Raw genomic sequence first — 18,663 nt, 5'->3', positions numbered from 1 at the left:
CTTGCTCCTCGCGCGGGGCACTGGGTGCTCCGCGAAATCTCATGCGACACCCGCGGGTGTCGCGAACTCATACGGTGTGCGACCGGCTCATGGCTCTGATCGCGTGGGGCATAGGACCCCGAAGTCTGCGTCACATGCGTGTCGCGGCAGGGCCGTTCATCGCATCACAGGCCATTATCGCACCTCGAGCGCCGGATCACGGCATCTCCGTCTGATCGCGTCGTTTTCTCCGGTGCGCTTTCGCCCGATCCATAGCAGTCACTGGGATACTCCACATATGAGCGAGCAACGCACCCGCCCCGTCTATGCCGTGTGGTTGATCATCGCGAGCGTCGTCGGGTGGTTCGCTGCCTTCCAGCTCACGGTCGAGAAGTTCTTCCTCCTCGAGAACCCCTCGGATCCCCTCTCCTGCGACATCAGCCCCTTCATCCAGTGCAGCAAGAACCTGTCGTCGTGGCAGGGCGAGGTGTTCGGCTTCCCGAACCCGCTGCTCGGCCTCACCGGGTGGATGGCTCCCCTCGTGGTCGGCGTCGCGATCCTGGCCGGGGCTCGCTTCCCCCGCTGGTTCTGGGCGGCGTTCGGGGTCGGCATCACGTTCGCGTTCGGGCTCGTGTGCTGGCTGATCGGTCAGAGCCTCTACGACCTGTTCGTCCTGTGCCCCTGGTGCATGGTGACCTGGGCTGTGACCATCCCGACGTTCTTCGCGACGATGCTCCATCTGACACGTAACGGCACGTTCACGAGCAAGGAGAGCGTTCGCGAGCGCGCGGACACGCTGATGCCCTGGGTGCCGCTGGCGACCGTCGTGGCCTACGCCGTGATCATCCTGCTCGCCCAGCTGCAGGGTCTCGACTTCCTGGGCGAGATGGCGAAGCTCATCTTCTGACCTGCAGCCCTGTCATGACGAAAGCCCGCCCTCCGCGAAGGAGGACGGGCTTTCGTGCAGGTCTCAGGCGAACCAGATGCCTAGTTCGCGGGCGGCCGACTCAGGGCTGTCCGAGCCGTGCACGAGGTTCTGCTGCACCTTGAGGCCCCAGTCGCGACCGAAGTCGCCACGGATCGTGCCCGGTGCGGCCGTGGTCGGGTCCGTGGTGCCGGCGAGCGAGCGGAAGCCCTCGATCACACGGTTGCCTGCGAGGCGGATCGCGACCGACGGGCCGGAGAGCATGAACTCGAGCAGCGGCTCGTAGAACGGCTTGCCTTCGTGCTCGGCATAGTGCTCGGCGAGCACATCGCGGTCGGGCTCGACCAGGCGGATGTCGACGAGCGCGTAGCCCTTCGCCTCGATGCGGGCGAGGATCGCGCCGGTGAGCCCGCGGGCGACGCCGTCCGGCTTGACGAGGACGAGTGTTTCTTCGGTGGCCATGTCATTCACTCTCTGTGTCTGAGATCTGCGTGGTCTGAGTCTCGGTCGTTGGCGCGGCAGGACGTCGTGCGTCCAACCGAGCCCCCATGATCGTCGCATATCCCCACATGCCCCCGAAAATCAGGACGACGAGGAGGATCGCCGGGACGAGGAACGCCGAGAGCGCGATGATCACCTGGACGACCCAGCCGGCGGTGATCGCCCACGGCTTCGTGATCATCCCGGCGAGAGCGATGCAGGCGAGGGCGACGAGGGCGCCACCGACGATCCCCCACCACTGGGGAATGCCGGCAGGAAGCGTCTTCAACCCGAAGACCGTGAGGCCGGCGAGGAAGACCACGATCGCCTCGAAACCGAGCACGACCGGTGCGAGCTTCTGCACCAACGAGCGCTGCGGGCGCGGACGTCGCGCGGGAGCGGCATCCGCACTCATGCGCGCCACCCCGACTTCCAGTCCTCTTCCTCGGACTGCGCGATCGCCTCTCCGGCGAGCACGACGGAGCCGGCGATCACGACGGCTCGGCGATCCGATGACGACGCCCACTCGCGCGCGGCATCCGCGGCCTCGGCCAACGTGTGATGCACGGTCGCGCGGCGTCCGGTCTGCTCCACGAGGTCGGCGATCGCGTCCGCATCGCTCGCCCGCTCGGAGTCGGGGGCGGTCGCGAACACATGAGCGACCGCCGGTGCGAGCTGCGCGACGATGCCGGCGGCGTCCTTGTCGGCGAGCACGCCGAGGACCAGCCCCCACTCGTCGAAGTCGAAGCTGTCGTCGAGGGCCTGGGCGAGCGCCTTCGCGCCGTGCGGGTTGTGCGCGGCGTCGACCACGACGGTCGGTGCGATGCCGAGCAGCTGCAGGCGACCGGGCGAGGTCGAAGCCTGGAGTCCATCGGAGATGATGTCCCCCGCGATCTTCTTCGTCGCTCCGCCGATCAACGACTCGACCGCTGCCACGGCGAGGGCGGCGTTGTGTCCCTGGTGCGCGCCGTAGAGCGGCAGGTACTCCTCGGGGTACTCCCCCGCCAGCCCGCGGATCGAGAGCAGCTGTCCACCGACCGCGAGCTTCTGGTCCGTGAGACCGAACTCATCGCCCTCGAACGCGATCGTGGCGTTGCGCTCCGCCGCGACGCGGCGCAGGACGGCGGCGGCCTTCGGCGGCTGCTGCGCCGAGACGACGGCAGCGCCCTCCTTGATGATCCCGGCCTTGACCTTCGCGATCTCGGCGATCGTGTCGCCGAGCCGGTCGGCGTGGTCGATGTCGATCGGAGCGAACACCGCGACGTCGCCATCGGCGGTGTTCGTGGAGTCCCACTCGCCACCCATCCCGACCTCGAGCACCAGCACATCGACCGGGGCATCCGCCACCGCGACGAACGCGAGCACGGTCAGGAGCTCGAAGAACGTGAGCGGCTCCTCGCCTGCGGCCTCGAGCTCGGCGTCCACGATGCCGACGAAGGGCTCGACCTCGTCCCAGGCGTCTGCGACGGCCTCATCGGCGATCGGCTCCCCGTCGATCATGATGCGCTCGGTGAAACGCTCCAGATGCGGGCTCGTGAACAGGCCGGTGCGCAGATCGTGCGCCCGCAGCAGGCTCTCGATCATGCGGGCGGTGGATGTCTTGCCGTTCGTGCCCGTGATGTGCACCACACGGTACGTGCGCTGCGGGTCGTCCAGGAACGCCAGGATGCGCGCGGTGCGCTCCTTGCGCGGCTGCACCCATCGCTCGCCGGCGCGGCTCAGCAGGGTCTCGTAGACGGCATCCGCCCGGTCCTTGGCGCTCATGCTGATGCTCCCATCCTGGAGACGGCGATCGTGAAGTCGCCGCGGTTGGCGTACGTCTCGGCGGGGATCGTGGCGGTGAACTCCGCATCGAGCAGAACTGCGCCCGAGCGATGCAGACCGTGTTCGATCGCCAGGGTCTCCCCTGCGATGTTCGCATCGTCGAAGGCCGACCCGACGGCATCCGCATCCTCATTGCTCGCGAAGACCAGATCCAAGCGGATGCGGTCACTCACATCGAAGCCAGCGTTCTTCCTGGTCTCCTGCACTGCTCGGATGACGTCACGCGCGAGTCCCTCGGCCTCCAGCTCCGGCGTCATCGCGGTGTCGAGCAGCATGAATCCCCCGGACGGCACGATGGCCAGCGCCTCCCCCTCCGGACGTCCGGTGGTCTCGAGCGCGAGGTCGTACTCGGCGGGCTCCAGCGCGATGCCGCCTGCGGTCACGACGCCATCGGTCTCGGACCAGTCGCCCGCCTTCGCGGCCTTGATCACCGTCTGCACGTTCTTCCCCAGACGCGGACCCGCTGCCCGTGCGTTGACGCTCAGGCGGTGCGTGATGCCGTACTCGGCGGCGGCCGAGTCCTGCTGCTCGACGAGCTCGACCGTCTTGACGTTGAGCTCCTCGCGGAGGATGTCCTCGAACTGTCCGAGCGATGCGGCGAGCGGCGACACGACCGTGAGGCGCGCGAGCGGCAGCCGCACGCGCAGCTTCTCCTTCTTGCGCAACGCGTTGCCGACGCTCGACAGCTCGCGGACGGCATCCATCGCATCGCGGATCTCGTCGGCGGACGGGAACTGCGTGTCATCCGGCCAGTCGGTCAGGTGCACGCTGCGTCCGCCGGTGAGCCCCTGCCACACGCGCTCGCTGATCAGCGGCACGAGCGGAGCCGCCACACGCGTGAGCGTTTCGAGCACCGTGTACAGGGTGTCGAAGGCCTCGCGGCTCTTCGGGTCTTCGGTCACGCCGACCCAGAAGCGGTCGCGTGAGCGGCGGATGTACCAGTTCGTCAGCACCTCGGCGAAGTCGCGCAGGCGAGCGGATGCCGTGGTGGAGTCGAGCCCTTCCAAGTCGGCGCGCACGTCGCGGACGAGGTCACCGAGCCTGGCGAGGATGTAGCGGTCGAGCACGTCCGTGGAATCGGTGCGCCACTCGGCCTCGTACCCGTCGGCGCCCGAAGGCGCTGAGCCTGTCGAAGCGTTCGCGTACGTCGCGAAGAAGTACCACGAGTTCCACAGCGGCAACAGGAACTCGCGCACGCCGGAGCGGATGCCCTCCTCCGTGACGGCGAGGTTGCCACCACGCAGCACCGAGCTCGACATCAGGAACCAGCGCATCGCGTCGGAGCCGTCGCGGTCGAGCACCTCGGACACATCGGGATAGTTGCGCAGCGACTTCGACATCTTGTAGCCGTCGTTGCCCAGCACGATGCCGTGGCAGCTCACACCCGTGAACGCCGGGCGATCGAAGAGCGCGGTCGACAGCACGTGCATGACGTAGAACCAGCCGCGGGTCTGTCCGATGTACTCGACGATGAAATCGGCCGGCGAGTGCGAGTCGAACCACTCCTGGTTCTCGAACGGGTAGTGCACCTGCGCGTAGGGCATCGAGCCGGAGTCGAACCACACGTCGAAGACGTCCTCGATGCGCCGCATCGTGCTCTTCCCGGTGGGGTCGTCGGGGTTGGGACGAGTGAGGTCATCGATGTACGGACGGTGCAGGTCGATCTCGCCCTCTGGATTGCGCGGCAGCGTGCCGAAGTCGCGCTCGAGATCCTCCAGCGAGCCGTAGGCGTCGACGCGCGGGTACTCCGGGTCGTCGCTCTTCCAGATCGGGATCGGCGAGCCCCAGTAGCGGTTGCGGCTGATCGACCAGTCGCGTGCGCCCTCGAGCCACTTGCCGAACTGACCGTGCTTCACGTTCTCCGGCACCCAGGTGATCTGCTCGTTGTTGGCGAGCAGGTCGTCCTTGATGTCCGTGACGCGGATGAACCAGCTCGATACGGCCTTGTAGATCAGGGGGTTCCGGCAGCGCCAGCAGTGCGGGTACGAGTGCTCGTAGCTTTGCAGGCGGATCAGGCGGCCGTTGTCGCGGATCAGTCGGACGAGCGGCGTGTTCGCGTCCATCCACAGCTCACCGGCGACGTCGGTGACGTTCGGGAGGAAGCGTCCGCCGTCGTCGAGCGACAGGATCGTGGGGATGCCTGCGGCGCCGGCGACCCGCTGGTCGTCCTCACCGTAGGCCGGAGCCTGGTGGACGATACCGGTGCCGTCGCTGACCGTGACGTAGTCGTCGACGAGGATGCGCCAGGCGTTCTCGGTGCCGTAGGTCTCGGCATCCGCGTAGTAGTCGAACAGGCGGTCGTAGGTGACGTCCTGCAGCTCGGCGCCACGGATCGTCGCGTCCACCGCGGCGAGCGCGTCCTCTGCACTCTCGTAGCCGAGGTCCTTGGCGTAGCCGCCGAGGAGCTGGCGGGCGAGCAGGTACCGATGAGCGGATGCCTCGACAGCGGCATCCGTCGTTCCCGCCGCCTGGTGCACGTCGGCTGCGCCGTTGGGGCCTGCGGGCACCACGACGTACTCGATGTCGGGTCCGACGGCGAGCGCGAGGTTGGTCGGCAGGGTCCAGGGCGTCGTGGTCCAGGCGAGGGCGCGCACACCGGTGAGTCCGAGGGACTCTGCCTTCGCACCCGTGAGCGGGAACGTGGCGGTGACGGACGGGTCCTGACGCATCTGGTACACGTCGTCGTCCATGCGCAGCTCATGAGCGGACAGCGGCGTCTCGTCGCGCCAGCAGTACGGCAGCACGCGGTAGCCCTCGTACGCGAGGCCCTTGTCGTAGAGGGTCTTGAAGGCCCAGAGCACGCTCTCCATGTACCCGAGGTCCAGCGTCTTATAGCCCCGCTCGAAGTCGACCCAGCGCGCCTGCCGGGTGACGTAGTCCTGCCACTCGTGCGTGTATGCGAGCACCGAGCTCTTCGCCTTCTCGTTGAAGACGTCGATGCCCATGGTCTCGATCTCGGCCTTCTCGGTGATCCCGAGCTGCTTCATGGCCTCAAGCTCCGCCGGCAGCCCGTGGGTGTCCCAGCCGAAGACGCGGTCGACCTTGTGTCCGGTCATGGTCTGGAAGCGCGGGAACACGTCCTTGGCGTACCCGGTGAGCAGATGGCCGTAGTGGGGCAGTCCGTTGGCGAACGGCGGGCCGTCGTAGAACACCCACTCGGGCGAGCCCTCGCGCTGCTCGATCGAGGCACGGAAGGTGTCGTCGTTCTTCCAGAACTCGAGCACCTCCTCCTCGATCTGCGGGAAGCGGGGGCTGGGCGCGACAGAGTCGGCAGCGGGACCGAAGGCGGAGGTCCCTGAGCTTGTCGAAGGGCGGGGGTAGGTCATCGTGTCTCGCAGTGTTCGTCGTGGCGGATGCTCCCACGAGGACGACCCTCGCGGACCGCGGTACCACCTCGCGTGCACGCCCTCCCCTCTCGGTTCGGTCGTACCACTCTCACTGCGGCTGTGACGGGCCTGCCCCGCTCGGTTCTACTGGGCCTGCCCCTCCTGCGAGAGATCGACTGTTCTTCCGAGAGCTCCCCGGTGATGCCGGATCCATGCTCGTGCGTCCCATTGTACGCGCCTGCGGACCGCGTTCGCCCGCCCTCAGTTCGCACTTCGGAGTTCTGCAGCATTCAGGATGACTTTGCCGCCAGCGGTCCGAGATGTTGCAGAACTCCGAAGCCACTTCACGCCAAGTGCAGACCCTGAGCAACCGCGCGCATGAGCAGGTCCTGCACGATGTGCCACTGCTCCATCACCTGTCGGTATCCGACGCGAATGACGTGATACCCGAGCAGCTTCAGCTCCGCATCGTGACGGATGTCTTCGGATCGTTGTGCGCCGACATGCGTTGCGCCATCGATCTGCAGCACCAGACGATCACCGATCAGACCGTCGACTCGATGCCCGGCGATCCAGGTCTGGAAGTAGAGCGGAAGTCGCAACCAGCGCAGTCGCAGTCGCAGATACGTCTCCAGACCGGCATCAGAGAAACCCCAGGCGTCGGACAGCAGGTCGCGGGCGACCGTCTTCAGAGGCAGTCGTGCCAGAGCGTTGCGGTCCACCAGTCCTCTGTTGAACGCCGACTCCCAGGTGGCGAGCGCACGCTCGTGCGGTTCGCAGTCGGCGACCAGAGCGAGCACGTTCTCGATCGGATCGACCAGGGAATCAGGATGCCGCGGCACCAGCGGGATCGACCAATGGACGCGCACGCTCGCGTCCTTTCGAACAGCGCTCCGCGGTGCGGCCCCGACGTGGCGGCGATGATCGTCCTCGTGCACCCACAGACCCAGCCGTCGCGCCTGAGTGACGCACGTCAGCACCACACCACGCCGGGCCGCATCGACGAGCATCCGGTCTCCCCGAACCGCAGCGACCCACCCCTGCCGCACAGAGATCACCGCAGATGCTGCCAGCGCCTGCGTGATGTCGTACCGACTGATCCCACGAGAGCGCAGGGTCGCCGTCCTTGCCACACCTCCGAGGGCCATGACTTGCTGGACGAGTCGGGTCGTGCGTTCCGTCATGCGTCGATCCTGTTCCTCCTCGCGCCCGCGCCCGCCTGTCTTTCGCAGTCATCCGGGACACTGACATGCTCGAGGCTCTCCGTGCAGGACCAGTCAGTTTTCGGAGTTCTGCAGAATTTCGGAGCTGATCCGAGGCTCGGATCCGAGATTCCGCAGATCTCCGAGGTCACGAGGGCAGGCAACGCCCGCGGGCGGCGCACGCAGACCGGCGATGTCCGCCGCACCGCATACCCTCGGAGCATGGCCCGCACTCCCGAATCCCCCGCCGCACCGCGCGTCTCGCCGCCCGATCTGCCGGAGGAGTTCACGCCGGGCATCCCATCGCGCAACGCCGACCTGATCGCGGTGAGCCTCGAGCTCGCAGGCACCGTCGATCTGGCGTACGCCTCGCTCGAGCAGTGCACGGTCACGGCCGACGCCGACGAGGTCGACCTCACCGGCTCGACGATCCTCGACGTCGAGATGTCGCACCTCCGTATCGCGTCGCTCCGGCTGCGTGACTCGGGCATCCGTCGGCTGCGCATCACCGGCGGGCGCATCGGCACGCTCGACCTGAGCACCGCCCGCATCTCCGAGCTCGAACTGCGCGATGTGCGGATCGACTATCTGAACCTGGGTGCCGCCCGCGCCGCCGACGTCGAGGTGTCGGATTGCCGCATCCGCACCCTCGACACCCCGCAGGCCGAGCTGACGCGCGTGCGGTTCATCCGGTCGACCTGCGACGAGGTGGACCCGCGCGGGATGCGGGCGACCGATGTCGATCTGCGCGGCCTCGACGCCCTCTCGTTCCTCGATGCGAACAGCCTCCGGGGCACGACGCTCACCGGCTTCCAGGTGCAGCAGCTCGCCCCGGTGATCGCGGCGGGACTCGGAATCCGGATCAAGGAGTGAGCCGGCTCCGGAGTCGACTCACCGAGCGAGGTCGGCTCCGCTCGCAGCCAGCAGCTCGCGGGTGAACGGATGCCGAGGCGCGGCGAACACCTCGGCGATCGTGCCCTGCTCCACGACAGCGCCGTCCTGCATCACGAGCACCTCATCGGCCACTGCCCGCACCACATCGAGGTCGTGCGACACGAAGATCATGGTCAGCTGACGTTCACGTTGCAGACGCAGCAGGAGCCGCAGGACGCGTTCACGCACCGATGGATCGAGTGCCGAGACCGGCTCATCGAGCACCAGCAGCTCGGGGTCGGCGGCGAGCGCCCTCGCGATCGCAGCCCGTTGCCGCTGACCCCCTGAGAGCTCCGCCGGCCGGCGAGCGGCGAGTCCGACATCGAGATCGACCTCCGCGAGCAGTCCGGCCACCCGCTGGGGTCGATCGGCGCGCGGCACCCCGCCCGCGGCGAGCGCCTCACGCAGCGAGCGAGCGATCGTCCACCGGGGGTCGAACGCTCCGAGCGGATTCTGGTGCACGAGCTGCACCCGCCCACTGCGGTGCAGCTCCCCGGAGTCGGGCCGCTCCACCCCGACGATCATCCGGGCGAGCGTGGTCTTCCCCGAGCCGGACTCCCCCACGATCCCGAGCGTCCGGCCACGCATGACCTCGAACGACGCGTCGTTCACGGCAGGCACCCCGGAGAACGCTTTCGACACCCCTGTGACCCGCAGCGCCGATGCAGCCTCGCCCGCCGCCACCACTGCGCGCGGTTCGTGGATCGTCGCGGCGATGAGCTCTCGCGTGTACGGATGCTCCGGCGACTCCAGCACCCGCGCGACAGGTCCCGACTCGAGCACGGCACCGTCACGCATCACGAGCACGCGGTCGGCGAGGCGACCCACCGCGGCGAAGTCGTGACTGATGAACACCACGGCGGTGCCGGCGTCCGCGATCTCTCGCAGCAGGTCCAGGATGCGGGCCTGCACGGTCGCGTCAAGGGCGGTCGTCGGCTCGTCAGCGATCAGCACCGCTGGTGCCGCGGCGAGCGCGGAGGCGATCAGGGCTCGTTGCCGGAGCCCGCCGGACAGCTCGGGCGGGTACTGCGCGGCGCGGCGCTCGGGCTCCGGCATCCAGACCCGGCGCAGCAGTGCCTGCACGCTGTCGTGGATGCTCGAGGCGCGCGCCTCAGGGTGCAGCCGCAACGCCTCGGCCACCTCGCTGCCGATGCGTTGCAGCGGGTCGAGCGCGACGAGCGCATCCTGCGACACGAGCGCGATGCGCGCACCTCGAAGCCTGCGCCATTCGGCCTCGCCGAGCCCGCGGGCGTCTGTACCGTCGATCATCAGGCGTTCGGCGGTCACTCGGGCGCCGTCCGGCGTGAGTCCGAGAAGGGCGCGGGCCGTGAGCGACTTGCCTGCGCCGGACTCCCCGACGATCGCGACGCACTCCCCCTTCGCCACCGTCAGCGTCACGCCGTCGACGACCGCGGCAGCGCCGAATCGCACCTGCAGGCCCTGCACGTCGAGCACGGTCTCCTGGTTCACCGCCCCCGCCCTTCCGCTCTCGCGCGCAGCAGTCGCCCGATGATGGTCGCAGCGATGACCGTGAGCGTGATGGCCGCCCCGGGGAACACCGAGATCCACCATGCCTGACCGAGCACGTTGCGCCCTCCGGCGAGCATGAGTCCCCATTCCGGTGTCGGCTCGGTGGCACCGAGTCCGAGGAAGCTGAGTCCGGCTGCAGCGAGGATGGCTGAACCGATGCCGATCGTCGCGAGCACGCTGAGCGACCCGAGCACACCGGGGAGCACATGCCGGGTGAACGCGGGGAATGCCGGCACACCGAGGATGCGCGCGGCTTCGACATGCTCTGCCACACGGAGTGTCCGGGTCTGCACCCTGGCGAGGCGCACGTACACGGGAATGGCCGCGAGGGTGACGGCGAGGGCGACGTTGATCGGGCCCGGCCCGAGGATCGCGATCACCACGAGTGCGACCAGGAACTCCGGGAACGCCATCAGCACGTCGTTGACCCGCATCAGGGCGACGTCGATGCCACGGGGCGCGCTGCCGGCGAGGGCCCCGACCGCAAGGCCGACCACCACGGCGATGCCGGTCGCGAGCAGACCGACGCCGACCGACCGCGCCGCGCCGAACACCACCCGCGAGTAGACGTCACGGCCGCTCTGATCCGTGCCGAACAGGTGCGCGCCGCTCGGCGGGAGGAGCGCGCCGCGCACGTCGGTCTGCAGCGGGTCATGTGTGGCCAGCACACCGGGAGCCGCGGCGGCGAAGGCGATCACCACGAGCACGACGACGGCAGCCCACAGGAGGATCCGCTGCGCGCGCTTCATCGCCGCACCGCCGACACCGGCACCGCCCGGCGCAGGCGCGGGTCGATGAGCGGATGCACGAGCTCGACGATCACGTTGACGATCACGAACACGAGGGCGCTGAGCAGGATGATCCCCGAGATGACCGGCAGATCGCGATCGCTGATCGCCGCGAGCGTGACGCGGCCGAGACCAGGGCGTGCGAACACGGTCTCCACCAGCACCGCGCCGCCGAGCACCGAGCCGGTCAGGTACGCGGTGAGCGTGATGGCTCCGGATGCTCCGTGGCGCAGGCCGTGGCGAACGGTGAACCATCCACGCCCTGCGCCGCGCGCTCGAACGGTCTCGGCGAACGGCATCCGCTCCGCCTGGATCAGACCGTCGCGCAGCACCTGCCCGAGGAGGGCGGCGACCGGAAGCGCCAGCGTCACCGCCGGGAGGACGAGTGTCGCCGGGTTGCGAGCGCCCGACACCGGGAACCATCCGAGCCCGAAGGCGAAGACGCTGAGCAGCACGAGGCCGATCCAGAACACGGGAGACGACAACACGACGAGCTCCACACCGGTGGCCACCGCCCGGGCCACGTGGCCGCGTGCCAGCAGCGCGACGACCAGCGCGACGACCACGGCGATGCCCAGCGCGAGAGCCGAGAGCTGCAGCGTCGCACCGATCTGCCTCCCGATCACCTCGGTCACCGGAAGACGCAGCTGGTACGACTCGCCGAGGTCTCCTCTGGCGAGCTGACCCATGTACGTCAGGTACTGCTCGAGGGGCGGCCGGTCGAGACCGAGCTCAGCCCGGATGCCGTCCTTCACCGCCTCGCTGACCTGGGCCTGGGGCCCGAGCATCACCGCGACCGGGTCGCCGGGGATGACGCGGAAGGCGAGGAAGGCGACCGTCGCCGCGCCCCAGAGGACCACGACCACGGTGACGACCAGCTCGGCGATCCGCAGGAGCACAGCGTTCACCGCTCCCCCTCCACGCCGCGGATCCGCCCCGCGCTCAGCCGACCGTCACATCGTAGAACAGCGGCCGGCCGTACAGGTCGTAGTCCAATCCCGAGATGCGCTCGCCGACCGCGGTGATCGCAGACGGGCTGTACAGCGGCACGATCGCGGTGTGCGTTGCATTCCACTCCTGCAGCTGCGTGTAGAGCGCGTCGCGTTCTCCCTGATCGCTCACTGCCACTGCGGTGTCGAGCAGGGTGTCGATTTCGGGGTCGGAGACCTGCGATGCGTTCTGGAAGCCGTCGGTGTGCAGGTGACTGCGCAGCAGGTCGGGGTCGACTCCGGAGAAGCCCCAGTCGGTGAGGTCGAACGTCTTCGGACCATACTGCTCGTTGTAGGCACCGGGCTCGAGCACCTCGCGCACGACCTCGAAGCCGATGCCCTTGAGATCGGCCTGGATCGCGTTCGCGAGGGTGGTGCGGTCGTCCGGTACCGGCGTGTACGCGATCCAGCGGACAGACAGTCGCTTGCCGTCTTTGGTGCGGTACCCCTCATCGTCGCGGCCCGTCCAGCCGGCCTCGTCGAGCAGGGCGTTCGCAGCATCCGGGTCGAATGCCCACGTGCCTTCGATCGCCGGGTCGTATCCGGGGGTCGTCGATCCGAGAATGCTCCACGCCCGCGGGAACTGTCCGAAGAAGATCTCGTCGACGGCCGCATCGATGTCGATGCCGCGCGCGAACGCCTGGCGCACCTTCTCATCCGCGAAGACGCCGTACTTCTCATTCAGATACAGCGAGTAGGGCAGGCCGGGGTACTCGATCGAGTCCACCGTGATGCCGTCGCCGAGGCCCTTGGCGAGGTTCGGCGGGATGTTGCTGGCGAGGTCGGACTCGCCGCTCTCGATCACGCCGGCGCGCACGGATGCCTCCGGCTGGATCTCCACGCGGAGCGTCTCGAACGCCGGTGCCTTCTCCCCATGGGGGCCCCAGGCGTAGTCGTCGTTGCGGGTGTAGACGATCTCCTGGTCGGGCGTGTACTCGGTCAGCTCGAACGGACCGGTCCCGACCGTGATCCCCGGGCCTCCGGCCTTCAGCTTGTCAGCCGACGTCGACAGCACCGCCGGCGAGTAGAAGCCGAGCAGCGGCGTGCTCGCCGCCTGCAGGAAGGGTGCGTAGGGCTGGGTGAAGCTGACCTTCACGGTGTGGTCGTCGATGACCTCGGTGCCCTTGTAGAAGTCGGCTCCGAGCATGCTCGCCGCCTGCGCCGACTTCGTGTCAGGGTCGACGATCCGATCGAAGTTCGCCTTGACCGCGGCAGCGTCGAAGGGCTCGCCGTCGTGGAACGTCACGTCGTCGCGCAGGGTGAAGGTGTACTCGGTGCTGTCGGACGAGACCTCCCACGAGGTGGCGAGCCACGGCGAGAAGCTGCCGTCGTCTTCCTGGAAGACCAGCGAGTCGAGGACCGCGCGCTGCACCATGCCTGAGACGTCGAGCTGGCTGACCTGCGGGTCCATGTGCCCTGCCGAGAGGTTCGCACCCTCGATCGACCAGACGACCTCGGCATCCGGGCCGGAGTCCGAAGCGGGTGTCGCGCACGAGCTGAGCAGCAGGGCGGCGGCGGCGAGGGCGGCGAAGGGCAGGAGTCGACGCACGGATCTTGCGGGCATGGGAGTTCCTCAGGACGAACGGGTCGGGGATGCCTCCCAGTCTACGGGCGATTCTTGCACCGGGTCGAAGAGTGACGAGTCACCTCATCCCTCCCGCTCGGTAGACTGGTGGCACCCCACACTCAGGCACGCTCACACAGTGCCGCACACATCGCGCAAGGAGACCGTCATGTCTATTCCCGACAAGCCCGCCCTCGAAGGTCTCGAAGCGAAGTGGGACACCTCCTGGGCTGAGCAGGGCACGTACCTGTTCGACCGCCTGCGTGCCGCGGAATCCGGTCGTGACGGCGTGTACTCGATCGACACCCCGCCGCCCACGGCATCCGGCAGCCTGCACATCGGCCATGTCTTCTCCTACACGCACACCGACGTGAAGGCGCGCTTCGAGCGCATGCGGGGCAAGACCGTGTTCTATCCGATGGGCTGGGATGACAACGGGCTCCCGACCGAGCGCCGGGTGCAGAACTATTACGGCGTACGGTGCGACCCGACGCTGCCCTACACCGATGACTTCACTCCCCCGTTCGAGGGCGGCGACAACAAGTCCAGCCGCGCTGCCGACCAGGTGCCGATCAGCCGACGCAACTTCATCGAGCTGTGCGAGCGCCTCACCATCGAGGACGAGAAGCAGTTCGAGGCGCTCTTCCGTCAGCTCGGTCTGAGCGTGGACTGGACCCAGACCTACCGCACGATCTCCGACGAGAGCATCCGCCAGAGCCAGCTCGCTTTCCTGCGCAACATCGAGCGCGGCGAGGCGTACCAGGACCTGGCTCCGACGCTCTGGGACATCGACTTCCGCTCCGCGATCGCGCAGGCCGAGCTCGAGGACCGCGACCAGCAGGCCGCGTACCACACGATCGAATTCCCCTTCGCCGACGGCTCCGGCTCGATCACGATCGACACCACCCGCCCCGAGCTGCTCCCCGCGTGCATCGCGATCGTGACGCACCCGGAGGGCCCGCACAAGCACCTGATCGGCACGAAGGTGCGCACGCCGTTCTTCGGCGCCGAGATCGAGATCCACGGTCACCACCTCGCGCAGCCGGACAAGGGCACCGGCGCTGCCATGGTCTGCACCTTCGGCGACGTGACCGACATCGTGTGGTGGCGAGAGCTGCGCACGGTGAGCGGCGACCACCTGCCGAACATGACCACGATCGGCCTGGACGGACGCTTCCTGCCGACCGCTCCCGAGTCCGTCGCGAACGCCGAGGCAGCCGACTGGTACGCCACGGAGCTCGCAGGCAAGACCGTGTTCAGCGCCCGCAAGGCGATCGTCGAGAAGCTGCAGGAGACCGGCGATATCACCGCCGTGGGCAAGCAGTTCACGCACGCCGTGAAGTTCTTCGAGAAGGGCGACCGTCCGCTCGAGATCGTGTCGACCCGTCAGTGGTACATCCGCAACGGCGCCCGCGACGCGGAGCTGCGCGACGAGCTGATCGGCCGCGGCAAGGAGCTCACCTGGCACCCCGACTTCATGCGCGTGCGCTACGAGAACTGGGTCGGCGGCCTGACCGGGGACTGGCTCGTGTCGCGTCAGCGCTTCTTCGGCGTGCCGATCCCGCTCTGGTACGGACTCGACGAGAACGGCGACCGCGACTACGACCGGGTGCTCACGCCCGACCACGCATCGCTGCCGATCGACCCGACGATCGACGTGCCGGCCGGGTACACCGAGGACCAGCGCGGCGTCGCAGGGGGCTTCGACGCCGAGGCCGACATCCTCGACACCTGGGCGACGTCATCCCTCACGCCGCAGCTGGCCGGAGGCTGGCAGCGCGATGAGGAGCTGTGGAACCTCACGGCACCGTTCGACCTGCGTCCGCAGGGCCAGGACATCATCCGCACGTGGCTGTTCTCGACCATGCTGCGCTCGACGCTGGAGGACGACCGTGCGCCCTGGCGCAATGCCGCGATCTCCGGATTCATCGTCGACCCGGATCGCAAGAAGATGTCGAAGTCGAAGGGCAACGTGGTGACCCCCGCGGACATCCTGGATGCTCACGGATCGGATGCCGTCCGCTATTGGTCGGCGTCGAGCCGTCTCGGGACGGATGCCGCATTCGACCCGCAGAACCCCACGCAGGTGAAGATCGGCCGCCGTCTGGCGATCAAGGTCCTGAACGCAGCGAAGTTCGTCCTGTCGTTCCCCGTGCCGGAGGGTGCGCAGGTCACCCACGCGCTGGACGCCTCGATGCTCGCGACGCTCGACCGCGTGATCGCCGACGCAACCACCGCGTACGAGAACTACGATCAGGCCCGCGCACTCGAGCTCACCGAAGCGTTCTTCTGGACGTTCTGCGACGACTACCTCGAGCTGGTGAAGGAGCGTGCCTACAACCAGAACGATGTGGGTCAGGCATCCGCCGCCCTCGGTCTGCGTCTCGCGCTCTCCGCTCTGCTGCGCCTGCTGGCTCCTGTGCTGTCGTTCGCGACCGAGGAAGCCTGGTCGTGGTTCGAGGAGGGCTCGATCCACACGGCCGCATGGCCCGAGGCGCTCGGCATCGAGGGCGACCCAGTCGTGCTCGCAGCCGCGAGCGAGGCTCTGATCGGCATCCGCCGCGCGAAGACCGAGGCGAAGGCCTCGCAGAAGACGCCCGTCGCACGCGCCGCCATCGCTGCTCCGGCGGCGAAGCTCGAGGCGCTGCGCGCGGCGGCAGACGATCTCCGCGCCGTCGGCCGCATCGCCGAGCTGGAGTTCAGCGAGGCCGAGGCGTTCGCGGTCACCGCGATCGAGCTCGCGCCCGTCGAGGAGTCCTGATGCAGCTCGGCACCCGCTGGGCGACCGGTACCGAGGCACCCGCTTCGGTACCGGCCTCGCTCCGCCCGGCGATCGCCGAGGTCGAGGGACAGGGCCTGACCGGGCATTGGACCCTCACCTGGCTCGAGGGGCGAGCGATCGCCGAGCTCGACGCCGGGTGGGAGGTCCTGCAGACGGCGTCCGGCGACGTGATCGCCCGACCGTTCGAGGACTGACTCGGCGGCACCTGCGGCTGTGATCGCGCAACGCGGTGCGTGCATCGCGGATCGAGGCACGGTGGCTAGGCTCGGAGCATGACGACCGATGCCTCGAACCCGCTGCTCCAGCCCTCGACGCTCCCCTACGGCATCCCGGACTACCGGGCGATCCGCCCGGAGCACTACCTCCCCGCGTTCCAGGCCGCATTCGCCGAGCATCTGCAGGAGATCTCCCGGATCACGATGGTGCGCTCGATGCCGACCTTCGAGAACACGATCGAAGCGATCGAGCGCGCGGGAGAACTGCTCGATCGAGTCGCGCACGCGTTCTACACGGTGAGCTCGGCGGACGCGACGCCGGAGATCCAGGCGGTCGATGAACAGCTCGCACCTCTCATGGCCGCACACGACGACGCAGTGCGGCTCGACAGCGCGCTCTACTGGCGGGTCGAGCACGTGCACGCACAGCTCGACGAGCTCGATCTCGACGACGAACAGCGGTACCTCGTCGAGCGGCACCACCGCGAGATGACGCATGCCGGCGCGGCACTGGACGACGAGGCGAAGGCGCACCTGACCCTGCTCAACCAGCAGCTCTCCACCCTCAGCAACACGTTCGAGCGCAACCTGCTCACCGATACGAACGACCTCGCGGTCGTGTTCGATTCGGCTGAAGAGCTCGATGGTCTCGGTGTCGGCGAGCTCTCGGCGGCCGCTCGCTCCGCAGCCGAGCGAGGTCTCGACGGCAAGTACCTCGTGTCGCTCACCCTGTTCACCGGACACCCGTACCTTGCGCAGCTGCGCGATCGGGCATCCCGCAGGCGCATCATGGAGGCGTCACGGGCTCGCGGATCACGGGACAACGCGAACGACAACCGTCCGGTCCTGCGCGAGATCGTACGCCTGCGCGCCGAGCGTGCCGCACTGCTGGGCTACCCCTCGCACTCCGCCTACGTCACGGCCGATGAGACCGCCGGAACCCCCGAGGCGGTGGAGGACATGCTGCGTGCGCTCGCCGCGCCCGCCGGTCGGAACGCGGGCATCGAGGGCGAGGCCTTGCAGCGGCTCGTGAACGCCACCGAACGTGAGCCGTTCACGATCGAAGCGCACGATTGGGCGTACTACACCGAGAAGCAGCGCACCGCGGAGTACGACATCGACACGAGCGCGCTCCGCCCGTGGTTCGAGGCGGAGCGCGTGCTGCACGACGGCGTGTTCTTCGCGGCCACGCAGCTGTACGGCGTCACCTTCACCGAGCGGAGCGACCTTCCCGCATACCATCCGGGGGCACGGGTGTTCGAGGTGATCGATGCCGACGGCACCGCGTTCGGCCTGTACATCCTCGATCTCTACACGCGCGACTCGAAGCGCGGCGGCGCCTGGATGAACCCCATCGTCAGTCAGTCCAGGCTGCGCGGCACCGCGCCGGTCGTCGTCAACAACCTCAACGTGCCCCAGCCCGGCGACGGCGAACCGACGCTGCTCACGCTCGACGAGGTCACGACGCTGTTCCACGAATTCGGCCATGCGCTGCACGGGCTCTTCGCGACGGTGACCTACCCGCACTTCGCCGGCACCAACGTGTTCCGCGACTTCGTGGAGTTCCCCAGCCAGGTCAACGAGATGTGGATCCTCTGGCCGGAAGTGCTCGACAACTACGCGCGCCACTTCGAGACGGGCGAGCCGCTCGACCCGGCGATCGTTCGGAGGCTCCACGCCACCCAGACCTTCGATCAGGGGCATGCCACGAGCGAGTATCTGGCAGCCGCCTGGCTCGATCAGGCCTGGCACCGCATCGGGACGGATGCCGACATCGACGACGTCGTCGCGTTCGAGGCAGCAGCCCTCGCGGATATCGGTCTCGACAACCCGCTCGTGCCGACCCGGTACTCGTCAACGTATTTTGCGCACGTGTTCTCCGGCGGCTACAGCGCCGGGTACTACTCGTACATCTGGAGCGAGGTGCTCGACGCTGACACTGTCGACTGGTTCCGTGAGAACGACGGCCTCACTCGCGAGAACGGCGACCGATTCCGGCGGCGACTCCTCGGCGTCGGCGGCTCGAAGGACCCGCTGGAGGCGTACCACGACTTCCGCGGCCGCGTGGCCGACATCGAGCCCCTGCTGAAGCGCCGGGGCCTCGAGGTCTGAGCCCGGCCGAGCGA

Annotated in this window: 14 protein-coding genes; 5 read left to right on the top strand and 9 right to left on the bottom strand. The window is 68.3% G+C overall.

Annotated features, from left to right (window positions below):
- Window positions 1-277: 277 nt before the first annotated feature.
- Entirely contained in the window at window positions 278-886 is a 609-nt protein-coding gene (locus RS83_RS13355) for a vitamin K epoxide reductase family protein (RefSeq protein WP_045280025.1), read from the top strand.
- Window positions 887-949: 63 nt separating this feature from the next.
- Here the strand turns inward: RS83_RS13355 and ndk are convergent, their stop codons facing one another.
- The 5 genes from ndk to RS83_RS13330 all read right to left on the bottom strand — a co-directional run bounded on the left by ndk (window position 950) and on the right by RS83_RS13330 (window position 7,718).
- On the bottom strand, window positions 950-1,366 hold the full coding sequence (gene ndk / locus RS83_RS13350; protein ID WP_045280024.1) for a nucleoside-diphosphate kinase: 417 nt from the start codon (window positions 1,364-1,366) through the stop codon (window positions 950-952).
- Between the two features lies 1 nt (window position 1,367).
- On the bottom strand, window positions 1,368-1,799 hold the full coding sequence (locus RS83_RS13345; protein ID WP_045280827.1) for a DUF4233 domain-containing protein: 432 nt from the start codon (window positions 1,797-1,799) through the stop codon (window positions 1,368-1,370).
- Window positions 1,796-3,148 carry a bifunctional folylpolyglutamate synthase/dihydrofolate synthase gene (locus RS83_RS13340; protein WP_045280023.1) on the bottom strand — a complete coding sequence of 451 codons (1,353 nt, stop codon included), beginning with the start codon at window positions 3,146-3,148 and terminating at the stop codon, window positions 1,796-1,798. Before RS83_RS13340 ends, RS83_RS13345 begins: the two co-directional genes overlap by 4 nt.
- Complete coding sequence (ileS, locus tag RS83_RS13335; protein WP_045280022.1) at window positions 3,145-6,534, bottom strand: isoleucine--tRNA ligase; 3,390 nt, start codon at window positions 6,532-6,534, stop codon at window positions 3,145-3,147. The genes RS83_RS13340 and ileS overlap by 4 nt, the downstream gene beginning before the upstream one ends.
- A 344-nt stretch (window positions 6,535-6,878) precedes the next feature.
- Complete coding sequence (locus tag RS83_RS13330; RefSeq protein ID WP_045280021.1) at window positions 6,879-7,718, bottom strand: endonuclease domain-containing protein; 840 nt, start codon at window positions 7,716-7,718, stop codon at window positions 6,879-6,881.
- A gap of 240 nt (window positions 7,719-7,958) precedes the next feature.
- Here RS83_RS13330 and RS83_RS13325 point away from each other — a divergent pair, with 240 nt between their 5' ends.
- A complete protein-coding gene (locus RS83_RS13325; protein ID WP_045280826.1) occupies window positions 7,959-8,609 on the top strand; it encodes a pentapeptide repeat-containing protein in 651 nt (216 codons plus the stop codon).
- An 18-nt stretch (window positions 8,610-8,627) separates the two neighbouring features.
- On the opposite strand, the gene RS83_RS13320 is transcribed toward RS83_RS13325, so the two are convergent.
- Genes RS83_RS13320 through RS83_RS13305 form a run of 4 tightly spaced genes read right to left on the bottom strand, consistent with a single transcriptional unit; the run spans window position 8,628 to window position 13,540 of the window.
- Entirely contained in the window at window positions 8,628-10,139 is a 1,512-nt protein-coding gene (locus RS83_RS13320) for an ATP-binding cassette domain-containing protein (RefSeq protein ID WP_052679118.1), read from the bottom strand.
- Complete coding sequence (locus RS83_RS13315) at window positions 10,136-10,948, bottom strand: ABC transporter permease (RefSeq protein ID WP_045280020.1); 813 nt, start codon at window positions 10,946-10,948, stop codon at window positions 10,136-10,138. The genes RS83_RS13320 and RS83_RS13315 overlap by 4 nt, the downstream gene beginning before the upstream one ends.
- Entirely contained in the window at window positions 10,945-11,895 is a 951-nt protein-coding gene (locus RS83_RS13310) for an ABC transporter permease (RefSeq protein WP_045280019.1), read from the bottom strand. The genes RS83_RS13315 and RS83_RS13310 overlap by 4 nt, the downstream gene beginning before the upstream one ends.
- A gap of 34 nt (window positions 11,896-11,929) precedes the next feature.
- Window positions 11,930-13,540 carry an ABC transporter substrate-binding protein gene (locus RS83_RS13305; protein ID WP_045280018.1) on the bottom strand — a complete coding sequence of 537 codons (1,611 nt, stop codon included), beginning with the start codon at window positions 13,538-13,540 and terminating at the stop codon, window positions 11,930-11,932.
- A gap of 169 nt (window positions 13,541-13,709) precedes the next feature.
- Between RS83_RS13305 and valS the strand changes: the two genes are divergently transcribed.
- The 3 genes from valS (at window position 13,710) to RS83_RS13290 (ending at window position 18,649) form a co-directional block, all read left to right on the top strand.
- Window positions 13,710-16,301, top strand: a complete 2,592-nt coding sequence (gene valS / locus RS83_RS13300; protein WP_045280017.1) for a valine--tRNA ligase — start codon at window positions 13,710-13,712, stop codon at window positions 16,299-16,301.
- Complete coding sequence (locus tag RS83_RS13295; protein ID WP_045280016.1) at window positions 16,301-16,516, top strand: hypothetical protein; 216 nt, start codon at window positions 16,301-16,303, stop codon at window positions 16,514-16,516. The genes valS and RS83_RS13295 overlap by 1 nt, the downstream gene beginning before the upstream one ends.
- 78 nt (window positions 16,517-16,594) lie before the next feature.
- Complete coding sequence (locus RS83_RS13290) at window positions 16,595-18,649, top strand: M3 family metallopeptidase (protein ID WP_045280015.1); 2,055 nt, start codon at window positions 16,595-16,597, stop codon at window positions 18,647-18,649.
- Window positions 18,650-18,663 lie beyond the last annotated feature (14 nt).

Source organism: Microbacterium oxydans (genome assembly GCF_000956525.1).
Taxonomy (GTDB): domain Bacteria; phylum Actinomycetota; class Actinomycetes; order Actinomycetales; family Microbacteriaceae; genus Microbacterium; species Microbacterium oxydans_A.
This window is presented reverse-complemented; position numbering and strand designations above follow the sequence as displayed.